Source organism: Actinomadura luteofluorescens (assembly GCF_013409365.1).
GTDB lineage: Bacteria > Actinomycetota > Actinomycetes > Streptosporangiales > Streptosporangiaceae > Spirillospora > Spirillospora luteofluorescens.
Map to the genome: position 1 here is coordinate 1,803,904 of NZ_JACCBA010000001.1, position 18,206 is coordinate 1,822,109.

Annotated in this window: 18 protein-coding genes; 5 read left to right on the forward strand and 13 right to left on the reverse strand. The window is 72.3% G+C overall.

Going from position 1 to position 18,206, the window contains the following annotated elements; all coding sequences use genetic code 11:
- Window positions 1-8: 8 nt before the first annotated feature.
- The 5 genes from BJY14_RS08155 to BJY14_RS08175 form a co-directional block, all read right to left on the reverse strand.
- A complete protein-coding gene (locus tag BJY14_RS08155) occupies window positions 9-449 on the reverse strand; it encodes a MarR family winged helix-turn-helix transcriptional regulator (protein ID WP_179843046.1) in 441 nt (146 codons plus the stop codon).
- On the reverse strand, window positions 446-1,915 hold the full coding sequence (locus BJY14_RS08160; RefSeq protein ID WP_179843047.1) for an MFS transporter: 1,470 nt from the start codon (window positions 1,913-1,915) through the stop codon (window positions 446-448). The genes BJY14_RS08155 and BJY14_RS08160 overlap by 4 nt, the downstream gene beginning before the upstream one ends.
- 90 nt (window positions 1,916-2,005) lie before the next feature.
- Window positions 2,006-2,815, reverse strand: a complete 810-nt coding sequence (locus BJY14_RS08165) for an ABC transporter ATP-binding protein (RefSeq protein ID WP_179843048.1) — start codon at window positions 2,813-2,815, stop codon at window positions 2,006-2,008.
- Window positions 2,815-3,861: a FecCD family ABC transporter permease gene (locus tag BJY14_RS08170; RefSeq protein WP_179843049.1), complete on the reverse strand. Its 1,047-nt coding sequence runs from the start codon at window positions 3,859-3,861 to the stop codon at window positions 2,815-2,817. Before BJY14_RS08170 ends, BJY14_RS08165 begins: the two co-directional genes overlap by 1 nt.
- Window positions 3,858-4,946, reverse strand: coding sequence for a FecCD family ABC transporter permease (locus BJY14_RS08175; RefSeq protein ID WP_312879782.1), 1,089 nt, complete (start codon window positions 4,944-4,946; stop codon window positions 3,858-3,860). Before BJY14_RS08175 ends, BJY14_RS08170 begins: the two co-directional genes overlap by 4 nt.
- A gap of 86 nt (window positions 4,947-5,032) precedes the next feature.
- Here BJY14_RS08175 and BJY14_RS08180 point away from each other — a divergent pair, with 86 nt between their 5' ends.
- Both BJY14_RS08180 and BJY14_RS08185 read left to right on the forward strand, forming a co-directional pair.
- Entirely contained in the window at window positions 5,033-6,058 is a 1,026-nt protein-coding gene (locus BJY14_RS08180) for an ABC transporter substrate-binding protein (protein WP_179843050.1), read from the forward strand.
- Window positions 6,059-6,065: 7 nt separating this feature from the next.
- Window positions 6,066-6,899, forward strand: a complete 834-nt coding sequence (locus BJY14_RS08185; RefSeq protein WP_179843051.1) for a siderophore-interacting protein — start codon at window positions 6,066-6,068, stop codon at window positions 6,897-6,899.
- Between the two features lie 6 nt (window positions 6,900-6,905).
- Here the strand turns inward: BJY14_RS08185 and mnhG are convergent, their stop codons facing one another.
- The 7 genes from mnhG to BJY14_RS08220 form a co-directional block, all read right to left on the reverse strand.
- Complete coding sequence (gene mnhG, locus BJY14_RS08190) at window positions 6,906-7,256, reverse strand: monovalent cation/H(+) antiporter subunit G (RefSeq protein WP_179843052.1); 351 nt, start codon at window positions 7,254-7,256, stop codon at window positions 6,906-6,908.
- On the reverse strand, window positions 7,253-7,519 hold the full coding sequence (locus BJY14_RS08195; RefSeq protein WP_179843053.1) for an MrpF/PhaF family protein: 267 nt from the start codon (window positions 7,517-7,519) through the stop codon (window positions 7,253-7,255). The genes mnhG and BJY14_RS08195 overlap by 4 nt, the downstream gene beginning before the upstream one ends.
- On the reverse strand, window positions 7,516-8,052 hold the full coding sequence (locus BJY14_RS08200; protein WP_179843054.1) for a Na+/H+ antiporter subunit E: 537 nt from the start codon (window positions 8,050-8,052) through the stop codon (window positions 7,516-7,518). The genes BJY14_RS08195 and BJY14_RS08200 overlap by 4 nt, the downstream gene beginning before the upstream one ends.
- Window positions 8,049-9,572: a Na+/H+ antiporter subunit D gene (locus tag BJY14_RS08205; RefSeq protein WP_179843055.1), complete on the reverse strand. Its 1,524-nt coding sequence runs from the start codon at window positions 9,570-9,572 to the stop codon at window positions 8,049-8,051. The genes BJY14_RS08200 and BJY14_RS08205 overlap by 4 nt, the downstream gene beginning before the upstream one ends.
- A complete protein-coding gene (locus BJY14_RS08210; protein ID WP_179843056.1) occupies window positions 9,569-9,985 on the reverse strand; it encodes a Na(+)/H(+) antiporter subunit C in 417 nt (138 codons plus the stop codon). The genes BJY14_RS08205 and BJY14_RS08210 overlap by 4 nt, the downstream gene beginning before the upstream one ends.
- Entirely contained in the window at window positions 9,982-12,780 is a 2,799-nt protein-coding gene (locus BJY14_RS08215; RefSeq protein WP_179843057.1) for a Na+/H+ antiporter subunit A, read from the reverse strand. Before BJY14_RS08215 ends, BJY14_RS08210 begins: the two co-directional genes overlap by 4 nt.
- A gap of 119 nt (window positions 12,781-12,899) precedes the next feature.
- Window positions 12,900-13,802 (reverse strand): LysR family transcriptional regulator, encoded by a 903-nt coding sequence (locus BJY14_RS08220; RefSeq protein ID WP_179843058.1) that lies wholly within the window; start codon window positions 13,800-13,802, stop codon window positions 12,900-12,902.
- 118 nt (window positions 13,803-13,920) lie between these two features.
- Here BJY14_RS08220 and BJY14_RS08225 point away from each other — a divergent pair, with 118 nt between their 5' ends.
- A complete protein-coding gene (locus BJY14_RS08225; RefSeq protein ID WP_179843059.1) occupies window positions 13,921-14,970 on the forward strand; it encodes a YncE family protein in 1,050 nt (349 codons plus the stop codon).
- A 9-nt stretch (window positions 14,971-14,979) separates the two neighbouring features.
- Here the strand turns inward: BJY14_RS08225 and BJY14_RS08230 are convergent, their stop codons facing one another.
- On the reverse strand, window positions 14,980-15,507 hold the full coding sequence (locus BJY14_RS08230) for a TetR/AcrR family transcriptional regulator (protein WP_179843060.1): 528 nt from the start codon (window positions 15,505-15,507) through the stop codon (window positions 14,980-14,982).
- A gap of 90 nt (window positions 15,508-15,597) precedes the next feature.
- On the opposite strand from BJY14_RS08230, the gene BJY14_RS08235 reads away from it, so the two are divergent.
- Together BJY14_RS08235 and BJY14_RS08240 are read left to right on the forward strand one after the other, a co-directional pair.
- Window positions 15,598-16,488: an LLM class F420-dependent oxidoreductase gene (locus BJY14_RS08235; protein WP_179843061.1), complete on the forward strand. Its 891-nt coding sequence runs from the start codon at window positions 15,598-15,600 to the stop codon at window positions 16,486-16,488.
- Between the two features lie 610 nt (window positions 16,489-17,098).
- On the forward strand, window positions 17,099-17,824 hold the full coding sequence (locus BJY14_RS08240; protein WP_179843062.1) for a hypothetical protein: 726 nt from the start codon (window positions 17,099-17,101) through the stop codon (window positions 17,822-17,824).
- Window positions 17,825-18,206 lie beyond the last annotated feature (382 nt).

Genomic DNA, 18,206 nt, shown 5'->3' on the forward strand with positions numbered 1-18,206 from the left:
GGCCGCGGTCAGCCTTCGGAGACCAGGCGCGCCGCGACCCGGTCGAGGACCGCCAGATCCTCGGCCGGGAGGTCGTAGAGCGAGGGCGGCGGGGTGTCGAGGATCCGCTCGGCCTCCGCCGCCGCGGCCCGCCCCGCCGCCGTCGCCGTCACGATCTTGGAGCGGCGGTCGGCGGGGTTCTCGGTCCGCTCGACCAGGCCCCGCCCGACCAGGTCGTCCACCACGAGGGTGACGTAGGGGCGGTCGGTGAGCAGCCGCTCGGCGAGGTCGCGCAAGGACAGCGGGGCGGTCGCCGCGGCGATGTGGCGCAGCGCCTTGACCCGGAAGAAGCTCATGCCGAGCGCGTCGGTGACCTCGCGGCGCCGGTCGCCGCGCTCGTGCAGCAGGACCCGCAGGTTGTGCCACGCGCGCGCGGCGGTGTCGGCGTGCTGGACGGCGGGCTCGGTCATCGCGCACTCGCTCCCGTCACATCGCGTGCGTCCGGCGCCGGCTCGTCGCCGCCGAACAGGCCGGCCGTGCGCGCCGCGCTGCGGGCGGCCCGCCGGCCCGTGGTGGCCGTGCCCAGCACCAGGACGGCGGCGGCGCATCCGGCGAGGATCCAGTATGCCGGTCGGGCGGCCGACACGAAGGCGGACGCGGCGGGGTGCTCCGCGGCCGTCCCGGCGGCCAGCACGGCGCCGATCACCGCGACGCCGAGCGCCTGCCCGATCTGGCGGCTGGTGGAGGCGACCGCCGCGGCGACGCCCGCCTGGGCGCGCGGCATCCCCGCCACGGCGGTGTTGGTGATCGGCGAGTTCACCATGCCGAACCCGATGCCGAACAGCACGTACGCGGCGAACAGCGTGAGGTCGTTCGTCTCGGCGTCGAACGCGGCGAACAGCAGCCCGCTGGCGAGCATCGCCGCCCCCGCGATCTGGAGCGGGAGCCGGGGGCCCCGGCCGCCGACGAGCCGTCCCGACAGCGGGGCGGTCACGGCGGTCATCGCCGCCATCGGCAGCAGGAACAGCCCCGCGTGCAGCGCCGACAGCCCGCGCACGTTCTGCAGGTAGAGGGTGTTGAGGAAGAGGAAGCCGCCGAGCGCGGCGAACGCGCTGACGGCGACGACGGTCGCGCCGGAGAACGGGACGCTGCGGAAGAAGCGCAGGTCGATCAGTGGTTCGGGGGCGCGCAGGGCGTGCCCGACGAACCCGGCGAGTGACGCGGCCGCGACGAGCGCGGCGCCGTAGACGGCCGGGTCGGCCAGGCCGCGGCCGGGCGCCTCGATGATCGCGAAGGTCAGCGTCCCGAGCAGCAGGATCATGAACGCCTGGCCGAGCGGGTCGGGGCGGCGGGGGCGCGGGGCGCGCGACTCGGGGACGAACAGCGCGGTCAGCGCGAGCGCGGCCAGCCCGATCGGCACGTTCAGCCAGAAGATCGACCGCCAGCCGACCGAGTCGACCAGCAGCCCGCCGACCAGCGGCCCCATCGCCATGCTGAGCCCGACGACGGCGCCCCAGACGCCGATGGCGCGGGCCCGCTCGCGCGGCTCGGTGAACACGTTCGTGATGATCGACATCGCGACGGGGTTGAGCATGGACCCGCCGACCGCCTGCACGACGCGGGCGGCGACGAGCAGGCCGAGGGACGGCGCGAGGCTGCACAGCACCGACCCGACGGAGAACAGGGCGAGCCCCGTCTGGAACACGCGGCGCCGCCCGATCCGGTCGGCGGTGGAGCCGGACAGGAGCAGCAGGGACGCCAGGACGATCAGGTACGCGTCGATCGTCCACTGCAGGCCCGACAGCGAGCTGTGGAAGTCGCGCTGCAGCGAGGGGAGCGCGACGTTGAGGATCGTGTTGTCCAGGCTGACGATGAGCAGGCTCAGGCAGCAGATGGCCAGCACCGCCAGCCGTCGCCGGGGACTGAGTTCGGGCACGCCGCCTCCAATCGTTATAGCCCTACAACCATTAGGAGGCTACAACGATTCCGGCCGTGCCCCGTCCGGCCCCGCCCGCCGCGGGGCGCCTCAGCGCGGCGCGGGGATGCGGGCGCGGGCCGCCGGGACGACCAGCGGGGTGCCGGTCTCCGGGCAGTCGATCACCCTGCACGGCAGCCGGAAGACGCGTTCCACCAGGTCGGCGGTGACGACGGCGGACGGGTCGCCCTCGGCCGCGATCCGGCCGTCCCGCATCGCGATCATGTGCGTGGCGTAGCGGGCGGCGTGATTGAGATCATGCAGGACGGCGACGACCGTCCGGCCCTCCTCGTGCAGCCGCGCGCACAGGTCGAGCACCTCGATCTGGTGCGCGATGTCGAGGTAGGTCGTCGGCTCGTCCAGCAGCAGCAGCGGCGTCTGCTGGGCGAGCACCATCGCGATCCAGACCCGCTGCCGCTGCCCGCCCGACAGCTCGTCCACGTGCCGGTCGGCGAGGTCCCCGACACCGGTCGCGGCCATCGAATCGGCGACGACCCGCTCGTCCTCCCTGGACCACTGCCGCAGCAGGCTCTGGTGCGGGTACCGGCCGCGCGAGACGAGGTCGGCGACCGTGATGCCCTCCGGCGCGATGGACGACTGCGGCAGCAGCCCGAGCGTCCGCGCCAGTTTCTTGGCGGGCCAGTCGGCGATGGGACGGCCGTCCAGCACGACCGTCCCGGCGGTGGGCTTGAGGATCCGCGCCAGCGCGCGCAGCAGCGTCGACTTGCCGCACGCGTTCGGGCCCACGATCACCGTGAACGATCCCTCGGGGACCGCCACGTCGAGGTCCTCGGCGATGGTGCGCTTGTCGTAGGCCAGGGTGAGCCCCGTGCCGGCGAGCCGCGCGGTCGCGTCCTTCATCACATCCGTCCCGTCTTGCGTTCGGTCACGAGGAGCCAGACCAGGTATCCGCCGCCGAGCAGCCCGGTCACCACGCCGACCGGGAGCTGGTGGCCGGGGAAGCCGCGCTGCGCCGCCCAGTCGGCGGCCACCAGCAGCGCGGCGCCCATGCAGGCCGCCGGCAGCAGGTTGGGTCCGGCGGTACGGGTGAGGCGGCGGGCGATCTGCGGCGCGGTCAGCGCGACGAACGAGACCGGCCCGGCCGCCGCCGAGGCGAGCGCGGTGAGCAGCACGGCCGCGGCCAGCAGCAGCACCCGGACCCGCTCGATGGGCACGCCGAGCCCGTGCGCCGCGTCGTCACCCATCTCCAGCATCCGCAGCGCCCGGCCGCAGCCGGCGAGGACGAGCGGTCCGAGCACGGCGAGCGCCGCGATGACGGGCGCGGCGTCCGCCCAGTCGCGGCCGTCCAGGCTGCCGGTCAGCCACAGCACGGCGCGGGCCGCGTCGGTGATCTGCGCCTGGGTGATCAGGTAGCCGTTGACGCCGGTGAGGATCGCGGCGACGCCGATGCCGGTGAGGATGAGCCGCTGCCCGTGCGCGCCGTGCCGTCCGGCCACCAGGTACACGACCAGGCCGGTGAGCAGGCCGCCGCCGGCGGCGCCGGCCGCGACCGCGACGCTGCCCGCGCCGGTCAGCACGATCACGGCGAGGACGCCGGTCGCGGCGCCCTGGCTGAATCCGAGGATGTCGGGGCTGCCGAGCGGGTTGCGGACCAGCGACTGGAAGATCGCGCCCGCCAACCCGAGGGCGGCGCCGACCGCGAGCGCGGCCGCCACGCGCGGCAGCCGGATCTCGTTCACGATGAGCGAGTCGGCGGGCGAGCCCCGGCCGGCCAGCGTCCGCACGACGTCGGCGGGGCTCATCGGGAAGTCGCCGCTGCCGATGAGGAGCACGCCCGTGCCGAGCGCGGCGGCGAGGCAGAGCGCCGCGACGACGAGGGCGCGCGGCCGGAACCGGAACGACACGGCGGGCGTCCGGACGACGGCGAAATGCGGCCCCCTGCTCATGCGCGTGATCCTCCGTGCCGGCGGACGAAGTAGAGGAACACCGGCCCGCCCGCGACGACCATCACGACGCCGACCTGGAGCTCCGACGGGCGCACGATGACGCGTCCGAAGACGTCCGCCGCGAGCATCAGGGCGGGCGAGAGGACCGCGCAGTACGGGATCAGCCGGCGCAGGTCGGGGCCGGTCAGCGCGCGGACGAGGTGCGGCACCATCAGCCCGACGAAGATGATCGGCCCGCACGCCGCCGTCGCCGCGCCGCACAGCAGCGTGACGGTGACGATCGCGGCGATCCGGACCCGCCCGGGGTCGGCGCCGAGCGAGCGGGCCGCGTCCTCCCCCATCGCCATCGCGTTCAGCGGCCGCGCCAGCAGCAGCGCCGCCACCAGCCCGGCCAGGACGAACGGCGCGACGCGGACGACGGTGTAGCCCTGCGCGGAGGCGAGCGACCCGACCGTCCAGAAGCGCATCCGGTCGAGGGACGCGGTGTCGAGCAGCTGCACGGCGTTCACGTAGGAGAAGAGCGCGGCGTTCAGCGCGGACCCGGCGAGGGCGAGGCGGGCCGGAGTGGCGGCGCGCCCGCCGCCGACCGCGTAGAGCAGCACCGCGACGGCGCCCGCGCCGGCGAACGCGAACCACACGAACCCGGTGAACGAGGTGACACCGAGGAAGGAGATGGCCGACACGACCGCGGCGGCGGCGCCCGCGTTGATGCCGAGGAGGCCGGGGTCGGCGAGCGGGTTGCGGGTGAGCGACTGCATGACCGCTCCGCCGAGGCCGAGCGCCGTCCCGGCGAGCAGGCCGAGCAGGGTGCGGGGCAGGCGCATCTCGCGGACGAGCGTGTACGCCGCCGAATCGGAGTGGAGGAGCCCGTCCCAGACCTGCCCGGGCGACAGCGGCTTCGCTCCGATCCCGAGGCTCAGCACGACGGTGGCGAGGAGGAGGAGCAGCGCGCCGGCGAGCCCGGCGGCCGACCTGCCGACCGGCGGACGCCGGTCGGCCGCGGGCGGCGTGACCGGCGGCGACTTCGTCGTCAACACGTGGCGGGCTCCGGGGGGACGGCCGGGGACCACCGTGACGGTCCCCACTCTGGACAAGATCTTAGGTTAGGTTAACCTAAGCTCCCATCGGCCGACCATCCGGTCAGGCAACTTGATTTGGGAGAAAGTAGGACATGTTGAACAACGGGGCACAGCACCTCACCCGCCGCGGCCTGCTCGGCGCGGGCGGCGCCCTCGCCCTCGGGGCGCTCATCAGCGCGTGCGGAAGCGGCGGCGACGCGAGCGGCACGGCCTCGCCCGGCGGCGCCTGGACGTTCACCGACGACCGCGGCACCGAGGTCCGGCTCAAGGCGCGCCCGCAGCGGGTCGTCGGCTACGTCGGCACCGCCGCCGCCCTCTACGACTTCGGCGTGGACCGCCAGATCGTCGGCGTGTTCGGCCCGACCAAGCTCAAGGACGGCAAGCCCGACCCGCAGGCCGGGAACCTGCCCGTCGACCGCCTGGAGATCATCGGCAACGCCTACGGCGAGTTCAACATCGAGAAGTACGCCGCGCTTCGCCCCGACCTGCTCGTCGACAACATGTTCCTGCCGGGCGAGCTGTTCTACGTGCCGGCCGAGAGCAAGGACAAGATCTTCGCGCTGGCGGGCTCGGTCGCCATCTCCGCCGGCGCCGTCGCGCTGCCGAAGCCGATCGAGCGGACCGCCGCCCTCGCCGCCGCCCTCGGCGCCGACCTGAAGTCGGCGAAGGTCACCGCCGCCAAGGCGCGCTTCGACAAGGCCGTCGGGGCGCTGCGCGCGGCGGTCAGGGCCAAGCCGGGCCTGAAGGTGCTGGCGGCGTCCGCGAGCCCCGACCTCTTCTACGCCTCCAGCCCGGCCAAGAACACCGACCTCATCTACTTCAAGGAGCTCGGCCTCGACCTGATCGAGCCGGACAACCTGAGCAAGGAGGGCTACTTCGAGAATCTGAGCTGGGAGAACGCCGACAAGTACAAGGCCGACGTCATCATGCTCGACTCCCGCACGCAGGCGCTCCAGCCGAAGGACCTCGGCTCCAAGCCGTCCTGGAAGGACCTGCCCGCGGTGAAGGCGGGCCAGGTCATCGCGTGGCAGCCCGAGCCCCGCTTCTCCTACGAGGGCTGCGCGCCGATCATCGAGGCGCTCGCCGCGTCCCTCCGGTCGGCGAAGAAGACGGGCTGAGGCCGCCATGGCGAAGACCCCGGCGCATCCGTACGCCTTCTTCGACCTGCACGTCCTGCGGTCCGAGCGGCTCGGCCCGTCCATGGTCCGCATCACCTTCGGCGGCGAGTCCGTGGACGGCTTCGTCACCGGCGGCCGCGACCAGCGGTTCAAGATCTTCCTGCCGCACCCGCACCAGGACGCCCCCGTCATGCCGCAGGGCAGCGGCGGCGACACGTGGTTCGCCGACTGGCGGGCGCTGGACCCGGCCGTGCGCGGCGTCATGCGGTCCTACACCGTCCGCGCCAAGCGCCCCGGCGAGCTGGACGTCGACTTCGCGCTGCACATGGACGGCGCGTCCGGCCCGGCCGCCCGCTGGGCCGCGGCGGCGAGCGCGGGCGACCGCGTCGCCGTCCTCGGCCCGACCGGCCCCGACAACGGCGGCTTCGACTTCCGGCCGCCGCCCGGCGCGCCGGTCGTGATCGCGGGCGACCTGACCGCGCTGCCCGCCATCGCCGGCAACCTCGCCTGGCTGCCCGCCGGGACGTCCGCGCAGGTCTGGATCGACGTCCCCGAGCCCGGCGACCGCCAGGACCTGCCGACCGCGGCAGAGGCGCGGATCGACTGGGTCTCCCCCGGCGGTCTGCTGGACGCCGTGCGCGCGGCATCGATCCCGGACGGCGCGTACGCGTGGATCGCGGGCGAGTCCGCCGTGGTGAAGGCGCTGCGCCGGCACCTGGTGAACGAGCGCGGGCTGGACCGCCGCGCCGTCACCTTCACCGGCTACTGGCGGCGCGGCGCCACCGAGGAGGACCTGCTCGCCGAGGTCGTCGCCGGCGGCAGCCCCGCCACCGAGGAGTGAGCCGGGTCAGGGGCCGCGGCCGGTGTCGTCGATGTCGGTGTCGGTGTCGTCGAGGGTGAGGGCGGACCGGTCGAGGGCGCCGGCGCGGTAGGCGGCGGCGCCGATGGTCTGCGCGGCGACGGGCGCGGTGAGCAGCTGGACGATCGCGACCAGCAGCAGCGGGGCGGCGGCCGCGACGGAGCGCGCCTGGGGCGCGGCGCCCGCGAGGACGAGCAGGAGCCCGATCGTCTGCGGCTTCGTCGCGGCGTGCAGCCGGGTGAGCAGGTCGGGGAACCGCAGCACGCCGAGCGCGCCCACCGCGCAGAACGCGGCGCCCGCGGGGAGCAGGACGGCGGTGACGACGTCGCCGGCGGTCACGAGCCGTCCTCCCGTCGCGCCGCGAGGCGGGCGGCGGTGACCGACCCGACGAACCCCAGCAGCACGACGGCCACCAGGATCGTCGACAGCGCGGGCTCGCCCCGGACGGCCGAGTGCACCGCGATTCCGCTGACCAGCAGGACCGCGAGGACGTCCACGGCCATGATCCGGTCGAAGGACGTCGGGCCGCGGACGAGCCGCGCGGCGGTCATCAGGATCGCCGCGCCGAGCAGGACCATGGTGACGGTGTAGACGGCGGTCATCCCTGTCCTTCCTCCGCTGTGTCCTCGGGTGTCACGAGGGCCCGCATCAGCCTGCGCTCCGTGCGCAGCACGCCGTCCCGCATGGCGTCGGCCTCCCGGCGGTCGCGGACCGGCATGCCGTGGATGCGCAGGATCGACCGCTCCCAGTCGAGGTCGACGAGCAGGGTGCCGGGGCGCAGGGAGATGCTCGTCGTGACCACGAGCAGGACGAGCTCCGAGCGCGTCCGGGCGCGCACCTCGATGACGGCGCCCCGGACCCGGCGCGGGGCGCGCAGCGCGTGCCAGCCGATGACCACGCTCGACGCCAGCAGGTCCCACGCGAGCTCCGCGGCGGCCTCGGCGAGGCGCAGCGGCCGGATCCTGGTGACGAGCGGGACCGCGGGCAGCCTGCTCACCGCGTAGGCGACGACCACGGCGACGACGCCGCCCGCGACGATGAGGGCGTCGACCCGGCCCCACAGCACCACCCAGACCGCGAGGAGCCACGCCGCCATGCCCAGCCGGGCGCCGATCCTGCGGACCGCGGTCGTCACGGCGTCCTCCCGTCGAGCACGGCCCGCCGGTAGGCCGACGGCTCCACCAGGTCGGCCGCGGCGCGCGCGCTCCAGGACGACAGCGGCCCGGCGAACACGGCGATGAGGAGCCCGCCCGCGACCATCACGGCGGTCACGGCCTGCATCACCCGCACCCCGCCCCGCGTGTAGGGCTCGGAGGGGGGCGGCTCCCCCGCCTCGGCCGGGCGGGGCCGCCAGAACCCGAGCGCCCAGATCCGCGCCATCGCCATGAGCGTGAGGAGGCTCGCGAGCACCGCGACGCCCGTGACGGCGTACGCCAGCGGCCGTCCCGACCCGAGGCCCGCCTGGAACAGGGCGAGCTTCGCGACGAACCCGGACGTCGGCGGCACGCCGCTCACGCTCATCGCGGGGATGAAGAACAGCACGGCGATGAGGGCCGACAGGCGCGCGAGGCCGCCGAGCCGGTGCAGCGACGTCTCCCCCGTGCGGGCCTGGATCAGGTCGCTGACCAGGAACAGCGTCGCCTGCACGACGATGTGGTGGACGAGGTAGAGGATCGCCCCGGTGAGCCCGGCGACGCTGAACAGCGCGAGCCCGAAGAGCATGTAGCCGATGTGGCCGACGAGGGTGAAGGAGAACACCCGGTGGATGTCGTCGTTCGCCAGCGCGCCGAGGGTGCCGACGACCATCGTCCCGGCGGCGAGGACGAGCATCACCCACGACCCGTGCTCGCGGGGGAACACCAGCGTCTCGACGCGGATGAGCGCGTAGACCGCGGCCTTCGTCAGCAGCGCGGCGAACACGGCGGTGACCTTGGTGAGGGCGGCGGGGTAGGCGTCGGGCAGCCACAGGTGCATCGGCACGATCGCGCCCTTGATCCCGAACACCACGAGGAACAGCAGCCCGAGCGCCGTCCGGGTGCCCGCCGGCAGCGCCGGGACGCGCTCGGACAGGTCGGCGAGGTTCACCGTCCCGGCCGCCGCGTAGGTCAGGCCGAGCGCGGTGAGGAACATGATCGAGGACGTGAGGCTGACGACCGTGTAGGTCATGCTCGCCCGGAGGCGTTCGGCCGTCGGCTGGAGGGTCATGAGCACGTAGCTCGACGCGAGCATCACCTCGAACGCGACGAACAGGTTGAACAGGTCACCGGCGAGGAACACCAGGCCGACCCCGGCCGTCAGCGCCAGGTACGCGGGATGGAAGACGCCCGGCTCGCTGCGCCGCTCCAGCGCGCCCGCGCCCTCCGCCACCGCGTGCAGCATGATCGCCAGCAGCACGGTGCTGGACACCACGAGCAGCAGCGCCGACAGCCGATCGGCGACGAGCGTGATCCCGAACGGGGCCGCCCACCCACCGACCTGCACTGCGACGACCCCCTCCCGCGCCACGGCGACCAGCACCGCCACGCAGGCCGCCACGGCCCCGGCCCCGACGAGCGGCGCGAGGACCCGCAGCCAGAACCGGCGGCGACGGCTGATCATCGCGAGCGCCGCGCCGAGCAGCGGCAGCGCGAACGGCAGCGGAAGCAGGACGTTCACTCGTCCTCCTCCAGCGGGTCGTGCCGCTCCGGCGGGGCGTCCCAGGACCCGCGGCGGCGCTCGGCGCAGATCCGGCGGTCCTCGACGTCGTCCTGCACCTCGTCCTCGCCGAGCAGCCGCCGGCTGCGGTAGGCCAGCGCCAGCAGGAACGCCGTGACCCCGAACGTGATCACGATGGCGGTGAGCGCCATGGCCTGCGGCAGCGGGTCGGCCATCGTCAGCCGCGACTCCCCGCCGAGCAGCGGCGGCCCCCCCGCTGCCCCGCCCGCCAGCAGCAGGACGAGGTTGGCGCCGTGCCCGAGCAGCATGAAGCCCACCACGACGCGGATCAGCGACCGCTGCATCAGCAGGTCGAACCCTGCCGCGAACAGCACCGCGACGGTCAGCACGAGGACGAGCGCGGGCCCGGTCACACCGCCTCCTCCTCGTCCGGCTCGTCCTCCAGGCTCGCCCCGAGCGTGGTGAGGATCGTCAGCACCAGCCCGAGGACCACCAGATACACCCCGATGTCGAAGAACAGGCTGGTCGGCACGTGGACCTCGCCCAGGACGGGCGGCGACGCGTGCCAGACCTCCCCCTGGAGGAACTCCCCGTGCGGGAACCCGCCGGCCGTCCAGCCGGCCGCGCCCGTGGCGACCGCGAGCCCGAGGCCGCCGCCGATCAGGACGCTCGGCCGCACCGGCAGCGCGGTCGCCAGCTCCCGCCGCCCGCCCGGCAGGTAGCGCAGCACGAACGCCATGCCCGCCACGAGCCCGCCCACGAACCCGCCCCCCGGGTGGCCGTGCCCCGCGACGAGCAGGTAGAGGGAGAACACCAGGATCGTCGGGCCGAGGAACCGCGCCGCGGCCTCCAGCACCACCGACGATCCGCCCAGGGGCGGGCGCCCCGGCGCCGCCAGCCAGCGGCTCCCCGCCTCCCCGGGCCCGCGCTCGCCGCCGGTCGGGCTCGGCAGCCGCCGCCCGCTGGTCACCAGCCCGACCACGCCCATCGCCGCGACGCCCAGCACCGTGATCTCGCCGAGCGTGTCGAGCGCCCGCATCTCGACGAGGATCGCGTTCACGACGTTCTCAGCCCCCTCCTCGGCGGCGAGCCGCGCGTACCCGGCACCGACCGGACGGGAGTCGCGGCTCAGCGCCGCCACCACCAGGAACAGCGCGACGAACCCGCCCAGGCACACGCTGACCGTCCCGGCGACCGCCCTCGCCGGCCCCGTGCGGCGCCTCTCCGGGTACCGGACCGGCAGCCGCCGCAGCACCAGCACCAGCATGATCAGCGACAGCGTCTCCACGACGAAGAGCGTCAGCGCGAGATCGGGACCGCCCTGCACCACGAACAGCCCGCCGACCCCGTAGCCCGTCCCGGCGAGCAGCAGCGCGGCCGTCAGCCTGCGGCGGGCCCGCAGCGCCGCGAGCGCGCAGCCGATCACGACCACGGCGAGGACGACCTGCGCGGGGTCGTCCCACGCCCGTAGCCGGGCCACCGGGATCTCCGGGCCCGTCCCCCGGACCAGGGCCGCCACCAGCGCCGACCCGGGCACCACCAGCGCCATCGCCCCGATCACACCGAGGTAGACGGGCAGCGAACCGATCTGCACGCGCGTGGTGACCGCGTGCGCCCCGGCGAGGATCCCCTCGACCGTCCCGTCGTAGTCGCGCTGCGCGTCGAGGAACCGCCACCGCGCCCGCCTGACCGGGAACGTCCGACCGAACAGGACGAACACCACGGCGCCCACCACGAGCGCGACCACGGAGAGCCACAGCGCCGGCCCGAGGCCGTGCCAGAGGGCGAGCTTGTACTCACCGTCACTCGCCAGCGTGTCCGCATAGGGCCCGGCGAGCTTCTGCATCACCCCGGGAGCAACACCCAAGGCGAATCCGGCCACGGCGAGGACGACAACGGGTCCCACCAGACCCCAGTGACCCCCGGGCGTGACCTCGGCCCGGCCGCCGAACGCACCGACCAGGAACCGCACGCCATAGGCCACGGTCAGCGCGGACCCCGCCACGACACCGGCGAGGACGGCCACATCCCAACCGCCATGGGCGAACGCCTCCATGGCCGCCTCTTTCGCCACGAACCCCAGGAACGGCGGCAGACCGATCATCGACGCCGTCGCCGCCGTCGCCGTGACAGCCAGGACCGGCAGCCGCCGCCAGGCTCCCGAGAGCCGGTCGGCGCGGCGCGTCCCCGTCTCGTGCTCCACCGTCCCGACCGTCAGGAACAGCGGCGCCTTGAACAGCCCGTGGGCCAGCAGCAACGCGGTGCCCGCCAGCGCCGCGGTCCGCGTCCCGTCGCCCAGCAGGACCATCAGTAGGCCGAGCTGGCTCACCGTCCCGTACGCGAGCAGCCGTTTCAGGTCATGCTGCCGCAGAGCGAGCACCCCGCCCGTCAACAGGCTCAGCAACCCGACCCCCACCACCAGCGGGCGCCACACCCCGGCGTCGCCGAACGCCGGCGCCAGCCGCGCCACCAGGTAGACACCGGCCTTCACCATGGCCGCGGCGTGCAGATAGGCACTGACCGGCGTGGGCGCCACCATCGCGGCGGGAAGCCACGCGTGCAGCGGCACCTGCGCCGACTTGGCGAACGCCCCGAGCAGCACCAGCACCACCCCGGCCGTCGCCGGCGGACCGCTGGGCGGATCGGCCACCATCGCCGAGATCCGGTACGTCCCGGCGGTCTGCCCGAGCAGCACGAACCCGGCGAGCATGACCAGCCCGAACGCGGTCGTCGTCAGCAGCGCCTGCGCGGCCGCCCGCCTGTCCTCCGCCCGCTCCGGCCGCGTCGCGCCGATGAGCACGAACGAGCTGACCGTGGTCAGCTCCCAGAACACGTACAGGACGAGGAGGTTGTCGGCCAGCACCAGCCCCGTCATCGCCCCCGCGAACGCGACGAGCGTCCCGATCATCAGCCGTTCGGGACGCTCGAAGTACCAGCCCGCGTAGCACAGGACGACGGCGCCCACCCCGCCGATCAGCAGCAGCATCACGATGGACAGCGCGTCCAGCCGGAAGTCGAAGACCAGCCCGAGCTCCGGCGCCCAGTCCAGCCGCGCCGTGACCGCGCCCCGCCCGACCTGCGCGGCGGCCCACCCGGCCGTCACCGCCGGAAGGACCGCGGCGACGCACGCCATCACGCGCCGACGGCGCCCGAGCACCCAGGGCACCGCCACCGCGACGACGGCATAAGCGAGAACCAGCGCGAGCATGCCGCCGCAGCCCCCCTCCGCAAGGCACGTCGCCTCCCACTTACCCGATCATCACCCCCGAAACGACCACCCGCCCGCATGGAACCACCAAGATCCACCCGGCGCGGCGCGCCCCGGCTTCACCTACGTGCGGGCGAGTTCTGGCGGACGGTGGTGCGGACCTGGTCACGGAACCACTGGTGGCCCCGATCGGAGGAGTGGCGCGGGTGCCAGGCCATGCCGATCTCGATGGGCGGGGTCGCGACGGGGATCGGGAAGGTGCGCAGTCCAAGGGCGGTGAGGGCCTCGGGGAGCCATCCGTCGAGGGTGAGGCAGACCAGGTCGCCGGTGCGGGCCATCAGCAGGGCGGCGGTATGGCTCGGGACGACGGCCGCGACCCGGCGGCGCAGCCCCTGCCGGGCGAGCGCGGCGTCGATGGGCCCATGGCGCTTGCCCTGCCGGGAGATGCCGATGTGGTCGGCGGCGGCGAACCGGCGGGCGTCGACGGGGCCGTCGAACAGGGGGTGGTCGGCTCGGGCGACGGCGACGAGGGGGACCGACGTCAGGGCCTCGGTGCGGGTCTCGGGGTCCAGATGGTCGAGGACGCCGAGTTCGAGGTCGACCGTGCCCTGGCGCAGGGCGGGCGTCCCCTCGATCGACTCCGGGAGGAAGACCAGTACGGCCCGGGGCGCCTGGGCGCGGACGCGTTCGGTCAGCGGCGCGGCCAGATTGGCCAGCAGGAGGTCGCTGACCTGGGCGGTGAACGTCCGGTCCAGGTCGGGAAGGCCGGGCCCGGGCGCCGGGGCGAGGACGGCGTCGGCGTGTTCGAGGAGCGAGCGGACCTCCTCCCGCAGGCGCACCGCGCGGGGGGTGGGGACCATCTGCTGCCCGGCGCGGACCAGGAGCGGGTCGCCGGTGGTGCGGCGCAGCCGTCCGAGGGCGCGGCTGACGGCGGCCGGAGAGGTGCCGAGGCGCTCGGCCGCACGGGTGACGCTGTTCTCCTGGAGGAGGGCGTCCAGGGTCGTCAGCAGGTTGAGGTCCATGACACCCCTCATCGAATTGCGTTCGGCGAAACTATCCGTTGCCCATCTTTGCATTGTGCGACATGTCGGTGGTGGCCAAGACTCCAAGCGTCCGCACGTTACGAACCCTGGAGTGACCATGACGCAGTCCGTCCGCGCAGGCAGGGAAGGCGACCTGCTGGCGGTGGTGAGCCAGAGCGGCGCCACCGTCTCGTTCTTCGACGCCGCCGACGACACCCGCGTCGGCGACGTCGACGTCCTCGCCGAACCTCACGAGCTGTGCTTCGACGCCCGCCGGCGGCTCCTGTGGTGCGCCAGCACCTACCGCTCGGGCTATTACCACGCGAACTCCGGCAGGCGCAGCGAGCTCACCGCCATCGACCCCGACACGCGGCGGATCGTCGAGGTCGTCGACCTGTCGCCGGAGCACGCGCCGCACGGCCTCGCCCTGGACGCCGAGCGCGGGCTCCTCTACGCGAGCGTCGAGGGATCCGACGAGAGGCCCGGCGGCGTGGTGGTCGTCGACACCGCCACACGGCGCCCGATCGGGCGGATCGACACCGAGGCCCCGGGCCCGCACTGGTTCGTCATCAGCCCGGACGGGACGACGGGCTACGCCACCAACAAGGAGGCGCCGTTCGTCTCGGTCGTCGACCTGGAGAAGGGGACGCTCACCGCCAAGGTCGAAGTCCCCGGCAGCGAGGGACTGGCCGTGTCACCGGACGGGACGCGGGTGTTCGTCGCCGCGCCCTACGGATCGTTCGCCTCGGGCGCCGAGCCGCCCTCCCCCGGCATCCGGGTCATCGACGCCAAGACCGCCGCGGTGACCGAGGTCCTTTCCGTCGAGAACATCGTGTTCCCCGTCCACGTCACGTCGACCGGCAAGGTCCTGGCCGGGGAGCTGCGGATGGCCGCCGAACCCGGGAGCCCTCTGGGCGGCCACGCCCCCGGCCGGCTGACGGTGTTCTCCGCCGTCTCCGGCGACCGGCTCGGCCATTCGGAGGTCGGCCTGTTCCCGCTCACGATCACGTCCTCACCGGACGGCGCGCTCGGATACGTCGCCTGCGTCACGTCCTCGACGGTCGACGTCATCGACCTGGAGTCGATGAAGCGGCTCAACCGGCTCGACATCGCCAAGCGCGGCGAGCCCGGGGCGCACGGCCTGGCCTACATCCCCCGCGCTCGCTGACCTGCGGTCTCAGGCCTTCGCCCTGAGACCGTCCAGCATCACGCGAGTGACGGCGTCGTCCTCCTGGGCGCCGGGACGGCAGACGGCGGTACTGAGGATCTCGACGGCCTCCACCGGGCTGATGTCATCGCGCATCGCGCCCTCCTCCTGCACCTCCCGCATGAGGTCCCGGAGGAGGCCGTCGACCTCGTCCTGCAAGGCGATCCTCTCCTGCTGCATCGAATCGCCATCCGCGGCGGCCTTGATGAGGGCGAACGGCTGACCAGCACAGAAAGCGACGACCCGGGTCAGCACCTCCCAGCGCGGAAGCTCCTGCGCGCGAAGCCGCCGTATCTCCACTCCAAGGCACCGGAGCGAACCGGTCGCGATCTCCTCGACGAGAGCCCGCCGGTCCGGGAAGTGCCGGTAGAGGGTGCCCACGCCGAGATCCGCCGCCCGCGCGATCTCCTCCATGCTGACGCCGGGCCCCCGCTCGACGAACAGCCCGAGAGCGCAGGAAACGATCCGCTCGCGGTTGCGCTTCGCGTCGGCCCGCATCGTCCACTCCCCACGGTTAACCGGAACAACAGATTCAGGTTATCCTGCACAACCAGAACCGGAAGATCCGATTCACCTTGGGAGCGACTCATGCGCATCGGACTGTTCACCATCGCCGGAACGGCCCCCTTGGACGACCTCGTGACGCAGGTCCGCCAAGCCCGCGACGCCGGCCTCGACAGCGTCTTCTTCGGCCACGCGGGCTCCTGGGACGCCCTCATGACCGCCGCGGTCGCCGGCCGCGAGGTCCCCGGCATCGAGGTGGGCACGGCGATCGTCCCGACCTACCCGCGCCACCCCCTCGCCCTGGCGAGCCAGGCTCTCACCGCGCAGGCCATGACGGGCGGCCGCTTCGCCCTCGGCATCGGCCCGAGCCACCCCCAGGTCATCGAGGGATCGCACGGCATCGCCTACGACCGCCCGGCGCGACACGTCCGCGAGTACCTGTCGGCCCTGCGCCCTCTGCTGCGCGGCGAGGAAGTCGACTACCACGGCGAGACTTCGACCGCGGTGGGCAAGCTGGACGCCCCGGGCGCGACCCCGCCGCCGGTGCTGGTGTCAGCGCTGGGCCCGGCCATGCTGCGGATCGCGGGCGAACTGGCCGACGGCACCGTGACGACCTGGGTGGGCGCCGACGCGATCGCCGACCACATCGTCCCGTCCATCACCAAGGCCGCCGAGGCCGCAGACCGCCCCGCACCGCGAGTGCTGGCAGGCGTCATAGCAGCTCTCACCAACGACCCTGACGCCGTCCGCCGCGACCTGGCGGACCAGCTGGGCGCCGCGGCAGACTTCCCCGCCTACCGCGCGATCCTCGACCGCCAGGGCCTCTCCGGCGTCCACGAGACCGTCATAGCCGGAGACGAGAGGACGATCACCCGCGAACTGCGCCGCTTCGCCGACGCAGGCGCAACAGACCTACTGATCAGCCCCCGCAGCGACCCGGCGGAACTCCTCACCCTGGCCGCCTCCCTACGCTGAAAACGCCCCACCGAATCCGAGGTGGAATGGCGACGTGGGCTGGGTATCTCCGAGAAGGAAGGGAAAACTATCGGCACACCTGAACGTGCTTGAAATGCCGCAACCAGCGGCAGCGTGAACAGGATCGAAAGCCCGCAACCGGGAGCCGGGGAGCGAAGCTCCCCACCGGGGGGTTCCGGGGGGTCGCCCCCCGGGCTGGCACGACGGGCCCCGGCGAAGGCGAGCAAAGCTCGACGAGCAGGGGACCCCGCCTCGCTCCCGCGATTGGACTCGAACCGGCCACACCAGGCATGTCCCACTTCGCGACTGTCGTCGACTCCGGCAACGAGCCCACACCCGTCCACACGAGTTCAGGCGCGTCCACCTGGCTTGATACCCACGTTGGTACTCACATCGACAGCAGTCTGAGGCGTCGATGGCCGACAGAGGCCTCCCAAGGCCAAGGCCTCGTGGTGTACCGGTCATCAACCAGTGGACAACGATCTCCCCAAGAAGACCTGTAGCTCCGGGGACTCCCGCCCTCCCCACGGAGGCCATCGCCGACTAACATGCTCAGCAGGAACTTGCGGGTCGTACGGTTCCTCCCAGGCCGGAGGGGAAGGGATCGCGTGTGGATGCACCAGATCTCGCCAGCGACAGCATGGCAATCGTCATAAACGGGACTTTTGACCCAATACGAATTACTCCTCACTGGCTACGCCAGATGGACTTGATCGCCTTAGAGGATTACGAATCTCAGGAAATTGAAGTCATCAGCCGCGGCGTTGCCATTGTTAAATATGGGTCAATTCAATTGAGAGTGGCCTCGGACAAGCTGCAAGTTGCGACAGATGAAATAGTCGACATCGAAGCAGCTAGAGACTTGGCAACTGGGATACTCCTATCGAAAGGGGCTGCCGCGATTGCATCAATGGGAATCAATCGAGCAGTCCACTTTGAGGCCGCAATAGAAAAATGCCATGCCATTGGGGACTTGCTCGCACCAAAGAAATACTGGAGCGACTTGGTGGACTTGCCTGGCATGGCGGACCTTACGATCAAGGCTGTGCGAAAGGATGGATACGGTGGCAATATTAATGTCCAAGTTCAACCCTCGGTTATAGTCCGTCCCGGCGTGTATGTATCCATAAATGACCACTACAATCTGACGCTATCCGAAGCACCTACCGACCGAAACGTGGTGGCGGATCCCGAAGAAGCCGACCCTCAGATTTCCTCGGAAAAAATCTCTGTAGCAGTAAAAATTCTCACCGAGAAATTCGCCGCCTCCCGCAACCTGTCACAATCCCTTATAAATCGGGTGGCCTCGCTTGGCGACTCAACAGAGGGGCAATGATGGCAATTTCAACGGGCATTACCTCCTCCGAACAAGAGATACTAAACCGTCTTCCCACGGGCGCCTCTACGGACATCACGACCGCTGTTCCTTCTACTGCGCCCAAAATCAAAGACGAAGCACCATTCGCTCAACTCTCATCAACGCCCGCTTCCGCCGCGCAGAGCAAAACAAAGTCTCCTACCTTGACTGTTCGGCCTCCCCAAAGTCGAGGTCCTCGGGGACGCCGTGTCACCGGGCTGGATAAATGGGAAGGAAAAATCCTAGAAGTTCACGAAGATACTTTCACCGCAGAATTGCACCTGATCGACCACAGCGGGATGCCAATCACCGCAGACTTTGAGCTTAGCCTTCTGGGCTCGGACGCCGAACACGCCACCCC